This window comes from Ornithinibacillus halotolerans (assembly GCF_014637405.1).
GTDB lineage: Bacteria > Bacillota > Bacilli > Bacillales > Amphibacillaceae > Ornithinibacillus > Ornithinibacillus halotolerans.
The window spans coordinates 303,526-318,769 of record NZ_BMEY01000001.1; the positions used below are offsets into that span (position 1 = coordinate 303,526).

At 34.1% G+C, this 15,244-nt stretch carries 17 protein-coding genes; all 17 read right to left on the reverse strand.

Features of this window, described 5'->3' with window-relative positions:
- Positions 1–69 precede the first annotated feature (69 nt).
- Positions 70–660, reverse strand: coding sequence for a dipicolinate synthase subunit B (dpaB, locus tag IEV35_RS01620; protein ID WP_188382931.1), 591 nt, complete (start codon positions 658–660; stop codon positions 70–72).
- Complete coding sequence (gene dpaA, locus IEV35_RS01625; protein WP_188382932.1) at positions 651–1,544, reverse strand: dipicolinic acid synthetase subunit A; 894 nt, start codon at positions 1,542–1,544, stop codon at positions 651–653. The genes dpaB and dpaA overlap by 10 nt, the downstream gene beginning before the upstream one ends.
- Before the next feature lie 177 nt (positions 1,545–1,721).
- Positions 1,722–1,955, reverse strand: coding sequence for a YlmC/YmxH family sporulation protein (locus IEV35_RS01630; protein ID WP_188382933.1), 234 nt, complete (start codon positions 1,953–1,955; stop codon positions 1,722–1,724).
- 79 nt (positions 1,956–2,034) lie between these two features.
- Complete coding sequence (locus tag IEV35_RS01635; RefSeq protein WP_188382934.1) at positions 2,035–3,255, reverse strand: M16 family metallopeptidase; 1,221 nt, start codon at positions 3,253–3,255, stop codon at positions 2,035–2,037.
- Between the two features lie 24 nt (positions 3,256–3,279).
- Positions 3,280–4,224 (reverse strand): polysaccharide deacetylase family protein, encoded by a 945-nt coding sequence (locus tag IEV35_RS01640; RefSeq protein WP_188382935.1) that lies wholly within the window; start codon positions 4,222–4,224, stop codon positions 3,280–3,282.
- A 99-nt stretch (positions 4,225–4,323) separates the two neighbouring features.
- Positions 4,324–6,438, reverse strand: a complete 2,115-nt coding sequence (locus tag IEV35_RS01645) for a polyribonucleotide nucleotidyltransferase (protein WP_188382936.1) — start codon at positions 6,436–6,438, stop codon at positions 4,324–4,326.
- Between the two features lie 128 nt (positions 6,439–6,566).
- On the reverse strand, positions 6,567–6,836 hold the full coding sequence (gene rpsO / locus IEV35_RS01650; RefSeq protein ID WP_188382937.1) for a 30S ribosomal protein S15: 270 nt from the start codon (positions 6,834–6,836) through the stop codon (positions 6,567–6,569).
- A 148-nt stretch (positions 6,837–6,984) separates the two neighbouring features.
- The gene (locus tag IEV35_RS01655; protein ID WP_188382938.1) at positions 6,985–7,926 is read right to left on the reverse strand and encodes a bifunctional riboflavin kinase/FAD synthetase; all 942 of its coding nucleotides are present in this window, start codon (positions 7,924–7,926) and stop codon (positions 6,985–6,987) included.
- Between the two features lie 13 nt (positions 7,927–7,939).
- Complete coding sequence (gene truB, locus IEV35_RS01660) at positions 7,940–8,827, reverse strand: tRNA pseudouridine(55) synthase TruB (protein WP_188382939.1); 888 nt, start codon at positions 8,825–8,827, stop codon at positions 7,940–7,942.
- Positions 8,828–8,907: 80 nt separating this feature from the next.
- Entirely contained in the window at positions 8,908–9,252 is a 345-nt protein-coding gene (gene rbfA / locus IEV35_RS01665) for a 30S ribosome-binding factor RbfA (RefSeq protein ID WP_188382940.1), read from the reverse strand.
- 44 nt (positions 9,253–9,296) lie between these two features.
- On the reverse strand, positions 9,297–9,575 hold the full coding sequence (locus IEV35_RS01670; protein WP_188382941.1) for a DUF503 domain-containing protein: 279 nt from the start codon (positions 9,573–9,575) through the stop codon (positions 9,297–9,299).
- Complete coding sequence (gene infB / locus IEV35_RS01675) at positions 9,572–11,731, reverse strand: translation initiation factor IF-2 (protein ID WP_188382942.1); 2,160 nt, start codon at positions 11,729–11,731, stop codon at positions 9,572–9,574. The genes IEV35_RS01670 and infB overlap by 4 nt, the downstream gene beginning before the upstream one ends.
- A 20-nt stretch (positions 11,732–11,751) precedes the next feature.
- Positions 11,752–12,054 (reverse strand): L7Ae/L30e/S12e/Gadd45 family ribosomal protein, encoded by a 303-nt coding sequence (locus tag IEV35_RS01680; protein ID WP_188382943.1) that lies wholly within the window; start codon positions 12,052–12,054, stop codon positions 11,752–11,754.
- Positions 12,044–12,322, reverse strand: coding sequence for an RNase P modulator RnpM (gene rnpM / locus IEV35_RS01685; protein ID WP_188382944.1), 279 nt, complete (start codon positions 12,320–12,322; stop codon positions 12,044–12,046). The genes IEV35_RS01680 and rnpM overlap by 11 nt, the downstream gene beginning before the upstream one ends.
- Positions 12,323–12,335: 13 nt before the next feature.
- Positions 12,336–13,436 (reverse strand): transcription termination factor NusA, encoded by a 1,101-nt coding sequence (gene nusA / locus IEV35_RS01690; RefSeq protein ID WP_188382945.1) that lies wholly within the window; start codon positions 13,434–13,436, stop codon positions 12,336–12,338.
- A 17-nt stretch (positions 13,437–13,453) separates the two neighbouring features.
- Positions 13,454–13,924 (reverse strand): ribosome maturation factor RimP, encoded by a 471-nt coding sequence (gene rimP, locus IEV35_RS01695; protein WP_188382946.1) that lies wholly within the window; start codon positions 13,922–13,924, stop codon positions 13,454–13,456.
- Positions 13,925–14,240: 316 nt separating this feature from the next.
- The gene (locus IEV35_RS01700; RefSeq protein ID WP_188382947.1) at positions 14,241–15,119 is read right to left on the reverse strand and encodes an STAS domain-containing protein; all 879 of its coding nucleotides are present in this window, start codon (positions 15,117–15,119) and stop codon (positions 14,241–14,243) included.
- Positions 15,120–15,244 lie beyond the last annotated feature (125 nt).

Genomic DNA, 15,244 nt, shown 5'->3' on the forward strand with positions numbered 1-15,244 from the left:
ACTCCCTCCTCGAAACGGAATATTCAATTTTATTAATCATTTAAATCTTAAGGTTTATACTACCATACCTTATTCTGTAAATGGAACTAAAACAGGCTGTATTTGTTTCCCATCTAAAGCTTCCTCGACAGTATCAGTTAACAATTCCATTTTTGCTACTAAGGAGTTAGGTTTTTTAATTGGATCATCTTGACCAAAAGGGACGAAGTAAATATATTTACTTGCCATTAATCGCATTAAATTAACACCATTTAGTCCTAATGCATCATTTGTAGATATACCTAAAACAACTGGACTGCCATTTCTCATCGTTGCTTTTGCTGCCATTAATGGCGGTGAATCAGTTTGTGCATTTGCAAATTTACTCATAGAATTTCCTGTGATTGGAGCAATAACCATACAATCTAATGGATATTTAGGTCCTAATGGTTCAGCACCTGGCATTGTCGAAATTACTTCTTTCCCTGTAATTTCTTCTATGCGTGCTATATGATCTTTTGCCTTTCCAAATTTAGTGTCAATATTAGCGACTGTATAGGTGACAACCGGAACAACTTCTGCACCTAATTCCATCAGTCGTTCCATTGGTCCAAATACTGCTTCATACGTACAGTGTGATCCTGTTACTCCGAAACCAATTCGTTTACCTTTTAATTCCATCCTAATAACTCCTTTTCTTTCGTTAATATTTGAATAATGACATCTGCCAAGATTTTACCCGCTGTTTTTGGGGCTACAATACTTGGTAAACTTCGTGCTAAAATAGCTTCTATTCCCCTCTGTTTCGCAAATTCAAAATCAGTCCCACCAGGTTTGGAAGCTAAATCGATAATGACAGCATTCGATGGTAAGTTTTGAATGGAATCTTTCTTAATTACTAAAGCTGGAATGGTATTAATTAACAAATCACATTCACTTGTATATTCTGGTAATTTGTTTAAGGCAATTGGCGTCAATCCCATTTCAGTTATTCTTGCTAAATCTGCTGATTTTTTTGTTGCAACAGATACTTTTGCTCCTAATGCAGAAAATCTATTAGCTACCGTGTTCCCAACCCTTCCAAATCCTGTAACGATAACTCTTGAAGAGTGTATAGTGTAATCTGTATTTTCAATTGCCATCATTATGGCACCTTCTGCGGTAGGGATAGAATTATAAATAGCAACATCATCACGATTCAATAAAGGGATTAATGTTGTATTTGTTTTCGTTGTTAATTCAGATAAATGGTCATTTGTTATTCCTGTAAATACGACTGCTTTTTCTTTTAACCTTAGAAACCATTCTTCCGTCAATTGAATGTCTTGTGTAGAAAATACAGTTTCTACTCTTCCTTCTTCATCTGTTCCTGTTATCGGCAAAATAACAATATCTAATGTTTCCACATCTAATTCTTGAAAATCTATTTGATTTAAACCTGTAAATCCTTGTTCTAATTTATCGTATCCACTTAAGATTAATTCGGAATTAGGAGTTTTTTGTAGTTGCCTTATTAATTCTAAATATCTGGCATCTCCACCTATTACAGCTATGATTTGTTTCATTACTTAGAACACCCTCCAAATTGAGTTTGAAATATCAAAATAACAATAATTTGCTTGTTAACTAAAGCATTTTTCTTTATAGCTTATGAATAATTAGGCGGTTAGTGAATGTTACTTATTAAAATACAAAAAAAAGGCTAGTATCCTAATTTGGATACTAACCTTTAATAAAAATCTTTAATCTGATTCAATCATAATCATATCTTCGCCAATTTTTCTGATGGAGTTCCAATGGATTTTCGCAACTTCCCCCTCTTTTTTTAATCCGAACCACTTATAATTCGGAAGAACAAATGATTTAATTTGTCCCGTATCTTCATCAATTTCTAAATCAGTTTGACCGAGAAGTCCAAGTCGTTTTCCATTTGATATATTCACTATCTCTTTATTACTAATTTCGTTATAGCGCATAAATTGGCCTCCTACACGGTTAATATTACATTTATATGCAAAAAAAAAGAACCTATGTATCATAGATTCTTTTCTTATATTACACTAATTTTGGTGCAATTATTGCAGTTGATGGCTTTGTTCCAAAAGTAGAGTCAATTACTTTACGTATTGATTCATGACTCACAGCATCGATTTCCTGGATCATTTCATCTAATGTTCGATGCCTTTTTAAAAGTAATTCGTTCTTCCCATTTCGGCTCATTCGGCTATTTGTACTCTCCAAGCTAAGCATTAAGCTTCCTTTTAATTGTTCTTTACTATTCTTTAATTCTTTTTCTGTAAGTCCTTTTTCAGATAATAGTTGAACAGTGTTTTCAATCGTTTCTTTTAATAAAGAAAGTTGTTCTTTACCAGTCCCAGCATAAATGGTTAAGAGACCATTATCTAAAAACGAAGAGTGGTAGGAAAAAACAGAATAAGCAAGGCCACGTTTTTCTCTTACTTCTTGAAATAATCTCGAACTCATACTACCACCGAGAACATTATTAAGAATGATTAAACTATAAACATCTTCTGATCCTAGTGGAAGCCCATTATAGCCAATACATAAATGTGCTTGTTCTGTATCTTTATGGCGTTCAATTTGTTCACTTAAAAAACTTGGTTTAGTAAACTCCGTTCGTTGTACAGTTGAATGATATTGACCAAAATAGTTTTCAATCTTACTGATGAAGTCAGTATCTACATTACCAGCTACTGAAACGACGACATTTTCTGGTGTATATTGATTATGTATATATTCTCTTAAATTATCTGGAGAAAACGATTTTAACCGTTCTTCCGTTCCAAGTATTGGATATCCTAATGGATGATCTCCATATGAAGCTTTTGCTAATAAATCATGTACGATATCATCTGGAGTATCTTCATACATTTTAATTTCCTCAAGCACTACTTTCTTTTCCCTCTCCATCTCTTCTTCATCAAAGGAAGAGTTAAAGAACATATCTGCTAAAATATCTAATGCATATTCCTTATGTGTATCAAGTACTTTTGCATAATAACAAGTATATTCTTTTGAAGTGAAAGCATTTACTTGACCACCAATGGAATCGAATGCTTCTGCAATATCTGTAGCTGTTCGTGTTTTAGTCCCTTTAAAAAACATATGTTCTAAAAAGTGTGAGATTCCGTTATTACTCTTCTCTTCATTCCGTGAACCTGTTAGTACCCAAATTCCAATTGTAACAGACCGAACCGCTGGTATCTTCTCTAAAACTATTCGCAATCCATTATTACTTGTATATTTTTCTATCAAGTTAGTTCCTCCTGTATAGTTATGCTATCGTGTCTCTGATAATAATTTATCAATAGTCGCAATCTCATACTTTTTTTCTTTTAAAGCAGTAATTAATTGCGGCAGGCCATTTGCAATTACTGGCGTAGGGTGCATTAGGATTGTTGCACCTGGATGAATCTTATTCATTACCCGGTTCATCATAACATCTACTGTTGGATTTTTCCAATCTATCGTATCCACTGACCATAGAATGGTGTACATGTTAAGCTCCTCAGACACTTTAACAACTTCTTGGTTAAAGCTACCACTTGGAGGTGCAAACCATTTTGGATTTTCATCTGTTATGGCCTTAATCACATCGTTCGTGTCTTTAATTTGTTTTACGATTTCCGCCCTACCTAGTCTTGCCATATCTGGATGGTTATAAGCGTGGTTACCAATAGTATGTCCCTGTTCGTGAATCATTTTCACATATTCTACATTCTCTTTTGCCCACTTACCTTCTATAAAGAATGTTGCTTTCACATTATGTTCTTTTAATGTATTAAGTACTTCTGGAATATGTTCTGTTCCCCAAGAAACATTTATTAAAAAGGCTACCATTTGTTTTTCAGGATGGCCTCTATAAATAGGTGATGGTTCTAAATCTTGAATAGATACCTTTGGTGGTACTTGTTTGTAAACAATTAGATCTTCTTTAAATTTCCCATATTTTTTCATCCGATCATAGGACGCATCTAAATCTACTACTCGTCCATTCCGACCAGGCATTTTTTTCCACACTCTATCAATATATGCATCTTTTGGTTCTTCTTCATAAGATGCTCGTTTTTCTTGAATTTCTTTAAATAGAGGGTCTTCCGACTTCACAATTTGTTGGAATACAGATTGACTTTCTGTACGAAACGGATTGTGCTCTATATTAAAGGATAAAAATACAATAATAACAAAAACAACAAGATTAATATAATTCCGATATTTATACATATCATCACTCCTCTCTTCATTTATATGACTAGAGAGGACAAGATATGAAAGAAGGGAATATGAAAAAAAAGAAACTGGAATTCCAGCTTCTTGATTGTCCTACATTGTAGATTTTTCAGCTTTTTCTTTTTGTTCCTTTAGTACTGCTTTACGGGATAAGTTCACTCGGCCTTGTTGGTCAATTTCTTTAACCTTAACCATGATTTGGTCCCCTAACTTAACAACATCTTCAACTTTGTTTGTACGCTCTTCTGCAAGTTCAGAAATATGAACAAGACCGTCTTTTCCTTTAAATATTTCAACAAACGCACCAAATTTCTCAATACGCTTAACAGTACCTAAATACACTTGTCCAACTTCGACTTCACGCACGATGTCTTCAATAATTGCTTTAGCTTTATCATTCATCTCTGGATCAGTTGAAGAGATAAAGATACTTCCATCTTGTTCAATATCAATTTTAACGCCTGTTTCATCAATTATTTTATTAATTTGTTTTCCACTTGGACCAATTACATCACGAATCTTATCAGGATTGATACTCATTGTTAATATCTTAGGCGCATATGCAGATAATTGTTCTTTCGGTTTGGATATCGTTTCCATCATACTTTCTAGAATTTGCATACGACCTTTTTTAGCTTGAGTTAATGCTTCCTCTAAGATTTCTCTAGATAGTCCATCAATTTTAATATCCATTTGTAAGGCAGTTACACCATTTTCTGTACCAGCAACTTTAAAGTCCATATCTCCTAATGCATCTTCCATTCCTTGGATATCAGTTAGGATTGTATAATCTTCACCAGATTTAACAAGTCCCATTGCAATACCAGCAACAGGAGACTTAATAGGAACACCTGCATCCATCATCGCTAACGTACTTGCACAAATACTTGCTTGTGAAGTAGAACCATTAGATTCTAAAACTTCTGATACTAAACGGATTGTATATGGGAAATCTTTTTCAGATGGAATAACTTTTTCTAGTGCTCTTTCCCCTAAGGCACCATGTCCTATTTCACGGCGACCTGGTCCACGCATTGGTCCTGTTTCTCCAACACTATATTGTGGGAAATTATAATGATGCATAAACCGTTTTGATTCTTCCAAGTCTAATCCATCTAAAATCTGTACATCCCCTAGTGCACCTAGAGTACAAACACTTAATGCTTGAGTTTGACCTCTCGTAAATAGACCAGAACCATGTGCTCTAGGAAGAAGGCCAATTCGTGAAGATAATGGACGAATTTCATCTGGTTTACGGCCATCAGGGCGAATTTTTTCTTTTGTGATTAGTCGACGCACTTCTTCTTTTACCATATGGTCAAGAATAGAACTAACCTTTTTAATTATATCCGCTTCTTCTTCTTCATAGGTAGCTAATACTTCTGCTTTTACTTCACTAATAGCATCTTCTCTTGCATGTTTTTCTTTCACTTGGATTGCAGCCAGCAATTTGTCATGTGCTTCATCGACTACTTTAGTTTTTAGCTCTTGATCTACTTCAAATAAAACTACTTCTGATTTTTCAGGTTGGATAGCTTGTACAATTTCCTCTTGGAACGCAACAAGTCTCTTAATTTCCTCATGACCAAACATGATTGCTTCTAACATTACTTCCTCAGGAACTTCATTTGCTCCAGCTTCAACCATGTTTATTGCATCTTTTGTCCCTGCAACAGTAAGTTCAATATCACTTTTTGCTTCTTGTTCAACTGTAGGGTTGATGATGAATTCCCCATCCACTCTTCCAACATGCACTCCAGCAATTGGTTGTTCAAACGGTATATTTGAAATGGAAAGAGCGATTGATGAACCAACCATTGCAGCTATTTCAGTTGAGCAATCTTGATCCACACTCATAACTGTACTAATTACTTGAACTTCATTTCGATAACCATCTGGGAATAGAGGACGAATTGGTCGGTCAATCAGTCTAGAAGCAAGAATAGCTTTCTCACTTGGTCTTCCTTCTCTCTTAATGAAACCACCTGGTATTTTACCTACAGCGTATAATCTTTCTTCATAATTAACCGTTAATGGAAAGAATGGAAGATCTTTCGGTTCTTTGGATGCAGTAGCAACTGCTAATACAGAAGAATCCCCATACTGTACCATACAAGCTCCACCAGCTTGCTTTGCCAATTCTCCAATTTCAACTATAAACGGCTTCCCGCCTATTTCTGTGGAGAAAACTTGTTTATCTTGGGCCATTATTACTAAAAACTCCTTTCGTTAACACTACTTATTTCATTTTATACTTTATAATCATGAATGTAAATTTTATCTATGTATTTCATTAAAACGTAGAAAAAAAAGCAGGATTACTCCTGCTTTTCACATTATCTACGTAAGCCAAGCTTTTGAATTAGGTCACGGTAACGTGTAACATCTTTATTACGTAGGTAGTTAAGTAGGTTACGACGTTTACCAACCATTTTTAAAAGCCCACGACGTGAATGATGATCTTTTTTATGAACACGTAAATGATCATTTAATGTATTGATTTCTTCAGTTAATACAGCAATCTGTACTTCTGGAGAACCAGTGTCATTTTCATGAACTTTGTATTCATTGATAATCTCATTTTTACGTTCTTTTGTAATAGCCATATTAGGCACCTCCTATTATTAGTTAAATATCCCCTGTCCCCTAGCAATCGTCGGAGTCTCGAATTGCCAAGCGAAGGTTTTAACTTTTATAGTATATCATTTTTCTAATAGTATTTACAAGGTTAAGATAAAAACAAATAAAAAAGAATTATTGCATGGAACTAAATATACGACGAATATCTTTCTCATCTTGATCCATTTGCTGAATCAACGCTTCTACATTATCAAATTTTTCCTCATTACGTATAAAATTATACCACTCTACGATAATCTCTTTTCCATATATATCTTGATTAAAATCAAAAATATATACTTCTAGAGATAAATTTGATCGTTCATCCGAGAATGTAGGATTGACGCCGAGGCTTGCCATTCCTCGATAAAGGTTGCCATCAATAATTACTTGTACCGCATAAATACCTGCTTTCGGCAAATGAGCTACATTATTATACTGAATATTCGCAGTTGGATAGCCAAGTTCTCGACCACGTTTAAATCCTGAAACGACTGTTCCACTTGTTGTGAAAACTCTACCAAGTAGTTCATTCACTTGCTCGATATCTCCTATATCAAGTAAACTTCGTATTTTTGTAGAACTTACTTTTTCCCCATCCAGTATTACTTTATCGATTACCGTATAATCGAACTTTCCTTTTGCATGTTCCTTTATTGTCTCCATGTTACCTTTCCCTTTATGACCATAAGTATAATCAAAGCCAGCAACAATATGATGAATATTTAACCCTACAATAAAATGTTCCAGGAAATGTTCTGGAGTTAACGTGGAAAGCTGTTTATTAAAATTAATAATATAAAGCCTATCAACGCCTAATTCTTCTAAAACCACTTGTTTATCATGTGGAGGTGTAATATATTTCACTTCCTGATTATTCCTAAGTACTACAGAAGGATGAGGATAAAAAGTAATAACAGCACTTTCCATATTTTTAGTTTCTGCTAGTTTTATAGCGGTTTGGATTACGGTTTGATGGCCTTTATGTATACCGTCAAAAAAACCAATTGCTGCAACTGTATTTGGCATCTCATCTCTATTTAACTGATGTGGATATGTTAATTCGATTGTTTCCATATTCTCACCTACTTCACGAATCGCTAAACACACGAATCGGTTTAATTTCTTGCTCTTTATTAGGATGTACCGCATAAATTGCTAAAATTCTTTCACCATGCATTACTTTAAATGGTTTCGTATCAGTAATAATTTTTGGCTTTATTAATTTTTGCCCATTAAGTACCTTTTGTTTTGTTTCCGTATCTACTTGTAACGTATCCAAATGTGTTAAGCCGTTCGTAATAGGAAGAAGAAATTCATGTCTTTTATCAGCACTTGCGGATTCTATTTCTTCAAACGTGATAGTATCTTCTTTTGTAATTTCTCCTGTTGCTTCACGGACTAAAAAGGACATATGTGCTGGATAACCTAACTCTTCACCTATATCAACACATAATGTACGAATATATGTACCTTTTGAACATGTAACACGAAAAGTTATCGATTTTTCTTCCGTAGATAATAAGTTAATATCATGAATAAATACTTTTCTAACTGGTCGATCTACCGTCTCGTTTGCCCGAGCGTATTCATACAATTTCTTACCATTCACCTTAACTGCCGAATACATTGGAGGTACTTGTTTAATTTCACCTACAAAAGATTGTAACACGTTTTCAATTTCTTGTAGAGATGGAATTTTTTCAACTGTTACTTCTTCGACGATATTTCCATATGCATCTTCTGTTTCCGTAGATGTCCCTAAAGTTAATTCAGCAACATATATCTTTTTCGTCTCTGTTAAAAACTGAACTATTTTAGTTGCTTGACCTATACAAATTGGTAGTACACCTTCTACTTCCGGATCAAGCGTTCCAGTATGGCCTACTTTTCTCGTTCCAAATAGCCTTCTAATTTTCATGACACAATCATGTGATGTCATACCTTTTGGTTTCCATAGAGGTAATATTCCGTCCATTCGTTGTACCTCCCAATAGTTTACTTCTAACAAAAATCTGACCCAACCGAGTCAGATTTTTTATTATTACAATCTATAATTCATTGCTTATTTAAATCCCGTAAAATGGAATCAATTCGGTTTCCATATTCGAGTGCTTCATCAAATTCAAAATTAATTTCCGGTGTTTTTCGTAATCTAATACGACTGCCAATCTCAGAACGAATAAAACCTTTGGCTTTCGCTAAACCAAGCAATGTATCTTTCTTTTTTGAATCATCGCCAAGGACAGAGATATACACCGTTGCCTGTTGTAAGTCACCAGTTACTTCGACATCAGTAACAGTAACAAACCCGACGCGAGGGTCCTTAATTTTTCTTGTTAAAATTTCTCCAAGTTCTTTTTTCATTTGTTCGGCAACACGAGTTGCTCGTAAGTTACTCATATATTATCACCTCATTATATAAGAAGACATGATACATAGTATCCCTAAACTATTTCAACGTTCGTAATCGTTCGTTCTAGTTCAGTATACGTATCTATTACTCGGAGGACTTCTTGTACGACCTTATCACCATGCGCTCTTTCATTCGTAATGGTTACAATGCCAAGCTTCGTACGTTGCCATAAATCATGAAAGTCTAATTCTGTTACAGCAACATTAAATTCAATCCGAAGTTTAGCAAGTAACCTTTTTATAATTGAGCGCTTATCTTTTAAAGAATGTGCATCATACAATAAGCATTCTACCTCTACATAGAAAATCATCGACGTTCTATTTCCTCCATGACGAATGCTTCAATGATATCTCCTTCTTTAATATCATTATAATTTTTAATCGTAATACCACACTCATAATTTTGAGCTACTTCTTTCACGTCATCTTTGAAACGTCTTAAGGCATCAATTTCACCTTCAAATAAGACAACACCATTTCGAATTAGACGTACACCTGCATCACGAGTAATCTTACCATCTGTCACATAGCTACCTGCGATTGTTCCAACTTTAGAAACTTTAAATGTTTCACGAACTTCTGCTTGACCAATTACTTTTTCTTCAAATTCTGGATCTAGCATACCTTTCATTGCCGCTTCAATTTCTTCAATTGCTTTATAAATTACACGGTGTAAGCGAATATCTACTTTTTCTGAATCGGCAGCATTACGAGCATTTGCATCAGGGCGAACGTTAAATCCGATCACAATAGCATTCGATGCAGATGCAAGAATAATATCAGATTCAGTAATGGCACCGACACCAGTATGGATAATCTTAATCTTCACACCTTCTACTTCAATTTTTTGTAGTGAAGATGCTAATGCTTCTACAGTACCTTGTACATCAGCTTTTAAGATGACATTAATTTCTTTCATTTCACCTTGTTTAATTTGTTCAAATAAATCTTCTAAGCTAACTTTTGTGCTTTCTGATCTATTTTCTTGAATTTGTTTTTGTTGACGTGCTTCACCAATTTGTCGTGCAGTCTTCTCATCTTTAAATACGACAAATTGATCCCCTGCTTGAGGAACATCATTTAAACCAGTTATTTCAACTGGAGTTGATGGTCCAGCTTCTTTTACTCGTTGTCCAATGTCATTTACCATTGCACGAACACGGCCAAAAGTACTTCCTACTACAATTGGATCACCAACATGCAATGTTCCATTTTGCACTAGTAATGTAGCTACTGAACCGCGACCTTTATCTAACTGTGCTTCAATAACAGTTCCAGTTGCGTTACGATTAGGATTAGCTTTCAGTTCTTCTACTTCAGAAACTAAAATAATCATTTCTAACAGGTCGTCAATTCCTTCACCTTTTAGGGCAGAAAGAGGTACGAAAATAGTATCTCCACCCCAGTCCTCAGGAATTAATTCGTATTCTGTAAGTTCTTGCATTACACGATCCGGGTTAGCTGTTTCTTTATCAATTTTATTTACGGCAACGATAATTGGCACTTCTGCAGCTTTCGCGTGGTTTATCGCTTCAACAGTTTGAGGCATTACACCATCATCTGCTGCTACAACTAATATTGCAATATCAGTGATTTGTGCACCACGTGAACGCATACTTGTAAACGCAGCATGCCCAGGTGTATCTAGAAATGTAATTTTCTTACCATCTCTTTTAATTTGATAAGCTCCGATATGTTGGGTAATTCCACCGGCTTCTCCGGCTGTAACTTTTGTATTACGGATAGAATCTAATAAAGTTGTTTTACCATGGTCAACGTGTCCCATAATTGTTACAACAGAAGGTCTTTCCACTAAATCAGCTTCATTATCGACTTCCATATATTTATCAAGGTCTGTATCTTCTAAAATAATTTCTTTCTCAACTGCAACGTCAAATTCCGCACAGATAAGTTCAATCGCATCATCATCTAGATCTTGGTTTTTAGTTGCCATTACTCCTAAAAACATTAACTTTTTAATAATTTCAGATGCATCTTTATTTAATTTGTCAGCTAAGTCGCCAACAGTTAAAGTTCCGGAGTATTTAATCTCTTTCGGTGTCTCTTTCACCACATGTTGCTCCTTCGCTTTATTATGATTTTTTTTGTTATTCTTTGCATTTCTATTCTGTTGTTGTTTGTTGTTTGTTTTTGGTTTATTATTCATATGTTTTTTATTCTGTTGCTCCCCACGGTTTGTTTGAGACTTTTGTTTTGGTTTTGATTCTTTATTCTTTTCTTCTGTATTACTTGTTACTTTTGTTTTAGATTGTGTTTCATTTTGATTATTAGATGTTGTTGATTCTTTTTTAGTAGAGAATTTTTGATCTAGCTTCTTAATAGTATCTCCTTCTATTGTTGACATATGATTAGAGACTTCAATATTATTCTCTTTTAAGAAATTAATAACATCTTTACTTGTTACATTTTGTTGTTTTGCATACTCATATACACGCATTTTACGCATATGTTCACCCCCGAATTTATTTACCCGAGTAACGACATTAGTTTTTTTGCAAAACCCTCGTCTAATACTGCAATGGCTACTCTTTGGGATTTCCCGATAGCATTTGATAAAGTATGGCGGTCATCTTGAACGATGAAATATGGTATTTCATAAGAGTGACATTTATCTGTTAACTTTTTTTTCGTTTGCGGACCTACGTCATTTGCGATTAACACTAATTTTGCTCTACTCTTTTGAATGTCTTTAACAATCGTTTCTTCCCCAATTGAACATTTACCCGCTCGAAATGCTATCCCAATAATATTTAAATAGTTATTTTTCATTGCGACCACTTATTAACCTTCTTAATTCGCTATAGATAGAGTCATCTACTTCAACATTTAAATGTTTATTTAGTACACCTGTTTTTTCAGCTTGTTCAACTACATTTAAATCTTTTGACAAGTATGCACCTCTACCATTTTTCTTTCCAGTTGGATCAACAAAGACCTCTCCTTCTTTGTTTCGTACAACTCGAATTAATTCCTTTTTAGGTTTCATTTCATTGGTTACTACACATTTACGCTCTGGAGTTTTACGTTTCCCGACCATAAATATCTCTCCCTTATTCGAACAAGTCCTCTTCGATATCTAGATTTTCTTCCTCAGCTTGCTCATTTATTAACCCTTCATTAAGTGCATCAGTTTCACTCTTAATATCTATTTTCCAACCAGTTAACTTAGCAGCTAGTCTCGCATTTTGACCACGTTTACCAATTGCAAGTGATAGTTGATAATCCGGTACAATTACCGTTGTCGACTTCTCTTCTTCGTTAACTAGTACATCAACTACTTTCGATGGGCTTAACGCATTTGATACGTAAACTACAGGGTCATCAGACCATTCAACGATATCAATCTTCTCACCTTTTAACTCATTAACGATTGCTTGAACACGTCCACCTTTTTGTCCTACACAAGAACCTACTGGATCAATATCTGGATCTTCAGCATAGACAGCAATTTTAGAACGGTCTCCTGCTTCTCTCGCAACAGACTTTATTTCAACAATTCCGTCATAAATTTCAGGTACTTCCATTTCAAACAAACGTTTTAATAATCCAGGATGAGACCTTGAAATAAAGATTTGTGGACCCTTACTAGTATTTTCTACTTTCGTAACAAATACTTTTAATCGATCATGAACTTGATAATCTTCTGTTGGCATCTGTTCTGATTCTGGTAGTTTCGCTTCTACTTTCCCAAGATTTACATATACAAATCTAGGATCAAGTCGTTGGATAATACCAGTCATGACATCTTCTTCACGATCCACATATTCACTAAAGATAACACCACGCTCAGCTTCTCGAACACGTTGAGTTACAACTTGTTTAGCAGCCTGAGCTGCAATTCTTCCAAAATCTTTTGGTGTAACTTCTACTTCAATAATGTCTTCGATTTCATAATTAACATCTATTTTTTTAGCTTCATCTAGTGAAATTTCTTGTTGTGGGTCCAATACTTCTTCTACTACTGTTTTCCTTGAATAAACTTTCATTGTTCCTGCATTTTCATCTAACTCAACGCGAACATTTGTAGCAGATTTAAAATTCTTTTTATAAGCAGAAATTAATGCCGCTTCTAATGCCTCAATTAAAACTTCCTTGTCAATACCTTTTTCTTTACCTAAATGTTCAATTGCATCGAACAGTTGACTGCTCATTTCCTAATTTTCCCCCTTTAAAGTGCTACAGCTAGTCGCGCTTTAGCTATTTTATTAAATGGAATCTCTACTTGTTTTTTTCTCGTTTTTACTTTGTATTCAATCGTTGCTATTTCATTTTCAAAGCTGAGCAAAATACCTTCATATACTTTTTCACCATCAATTGGCTCAAAAAGCTTCACATGCACGTTTTTATTAATACTTTTAGTAAAGTCTTCCACAGTTTTAATTGGGCGCTCTACTCCTGGTGAGGAGACTTCTAGAAAGTATGCTTCTTTAATTGGGTCCAATTCATCTAGCTTTTCACTTAATTGTTCGGACACTTCTCCACATTCTGTAATATCTATGCCGCCTTCTTTGTCAATAAATATACGTAAAAACCAATTTTTACCTTCTTTTACATATTCAATATCAACTAATTCAAGATTATTTTCTTCTAATATAGGTAGTACTAATTCTTCCGTTGTTTTTACAACTTGAGAGCTCAAATTTAACCTTCCTCCTTTAACTCTGGCTGCACTTCTTAATTGTTATTATTGACTAACTGCACTATTTTCATTTAATAGTAGTGAATATGCTGAAGCTAGACTATGTCCACACTCCATTTAAGCAAATTAGTATGTAATACAGTATTAATTTACCAATATAAAACCCTTGCCTAGATGGCAAGGGAAGTATAAACAAAGTAGGCAGATTACGAAGAAAGAGTGGGAAATTCCCACTCTTTAGTCCGACACTATCAATACTTGCTTCTAAAATATACCATAAATACACTATCAAAGCAAGGAATTAACATAACAATTATCACTGAATAACTTTTGAAAATAAGTCCTCTAATGTATCATTATTGTTTAGTTGATCAATTTTCAAGTAGTCTTGTAGTGCATTTTGTAAAGTTGCTCTTGTAGTTACTTTTGTGCCGAAGTCGACATTAAGTTTCATCATATTGCTTACTATTTCAGGACGTAAACCAGTAATAATTAATTTACTCCCCATCATCGTTATGCCATTTAATAATTTTAAAAATAGTTCGATTGCATCATTATCCATCTTAGCAATCCCTGATAAATCCATTATTAGCGTTTTGATTCGTAATCTTCCTACTTCAAAAAGAACTTTTTCTTCAATGACATTTGCACGATTACTATCAATTGTACCAATTAAAGGCAAAATACTCACATCAGGTGTTATTGGGATAATTGGTACGGATAATTTGTTAACTAAAGTTCGTTGTTTTTCAATAAGTTCATCCTTGTACGTAGAATAACTGATGAAGAAGTTATTTATAAAGGAATCAATCAATTCATTATATGTACTTGTTTCTGCATAAAATTCTTGACTCTTTTTATCAACACTATTCATACCATCAAATAATTCTAAAAAACTCCAAAATGTCTTACGAATTGCTCGAATCCATTCTAGTTTAAAGCTAAGAGTCATTGCGTGCTTTGCCCATAATATGCCTTCTTTTTGAGCAAATTCCATAACTTCCTTCTCTTTTTGATTTACTACAAGAAGAATTAATTGATGAGCATTATCTAGCAAATTAATATTACCAATTAAGTGTATCTCATTAATTTTATCTCGTACATTTACAGCAACACTTAATAATTCTTTTTCAAATCGTTCTCTATTAAGTATGAGAAATCCATGGATATCTTTACTCTCTTCTAATTCAAACAAACCAATCACTTCCTTAGAGTGTATTGTATGTATAATTGAATAATATTTTATAATTCGGAATTAAGTATACATATAATTGTTATGCGTTTTCAAGTAAAATAAGTCATGAAAGATATTAGAAGATA

Coding starts and splice junctions, on each gene's coding strand:
- dpaB (WP_188382931.1), bottom strand. CDS start 660: ATGGAATTAAAAGGTAAACGAATTGGTTTCGGAGTAACAGGATCACAC.
- dpaA (WP_188382932.1), bottom strand. CDS start 1,544: ATGAAACAAATCATAGCTGTAATAGGTGGAGATGCCAGATATTTAGAA.
- IEV35_RS01630 (WP_188382933.1), bottom strand. CDS start 1,955: ATGCGCTATAACGAAATTAGTAATAAAGAGATAGTGAATATATCAAAT.
- IEV35_RS01640 (WP_188382935.1), bottom strand. CDS start 4,224: ATGTATAAATATCGGAATTATATTAATCTTGTTGTTTTTGTTATTATT.
- IEV35_RS01645 (WP_188382936.1), bottom strand. CDS start 6,438: ATGGCCCAAGATAAACAAGTTTTCTCCACAGAAATAGGCGGGAAGCCG.
- rpsO (WP_188382937.1), bottom strand. CDS start 6,836: ATGGCTATTACAAAAGAACGTAAAAATGAGATTATCAATGAATACAAA.
- IEV35_RS01655 (WP_188382938.1), bottom strand. CDS start 7,926: ATGGAAACAATCGAATTAACATATCCACATCAGTTAAATAGAGATGAG.
- truB (WP_188382939.1), bottom strand. CDS start 8,827: ATGGACGGAATATTACCTCTATGGAAACCAAAAGGTATGACATCACAT.
- rbfA (WP_188382940.1), bottom strand. CDS start 9,252: ATGAGTAACTTACGAGCAACTCGTGTTGCCGAACAAATGAAAAAAGAA.
- IEV35_RS01670 (WP_188382941.1), bottom strand. CDS start 9,575: ATGATTTTCTATGTAGAGGTAGAATGCTTATTGTATGATGCACATTCT.
- infB (WP_188382942.1), bottom strand. CDS start 11,731: ATGCGTAAAATGCGTGTATATGAGTATGCAAAACAACAAAATGTAACA.
- IEV35_RS01680 (WP_188382943.1), bottom strand. CDS start 12,054: ATGAAAAATAACTATTTAAATATTATTGGGATAGCATTTCGAGCGGGT.
- rnpM (WP_188382944.1), bottom strand. CDS start 12,322: ATGGTCGGGAAACGTAAAACTCCAGAGCGTAAATGTGTAGTAACCAAT.
- nusA (WP_188382945.1), bottom strand. CDS start 13,436: ATGAGCAGTCAACTGTTCGATGCAATTGAACATTTAGGTAAAGAAAAA.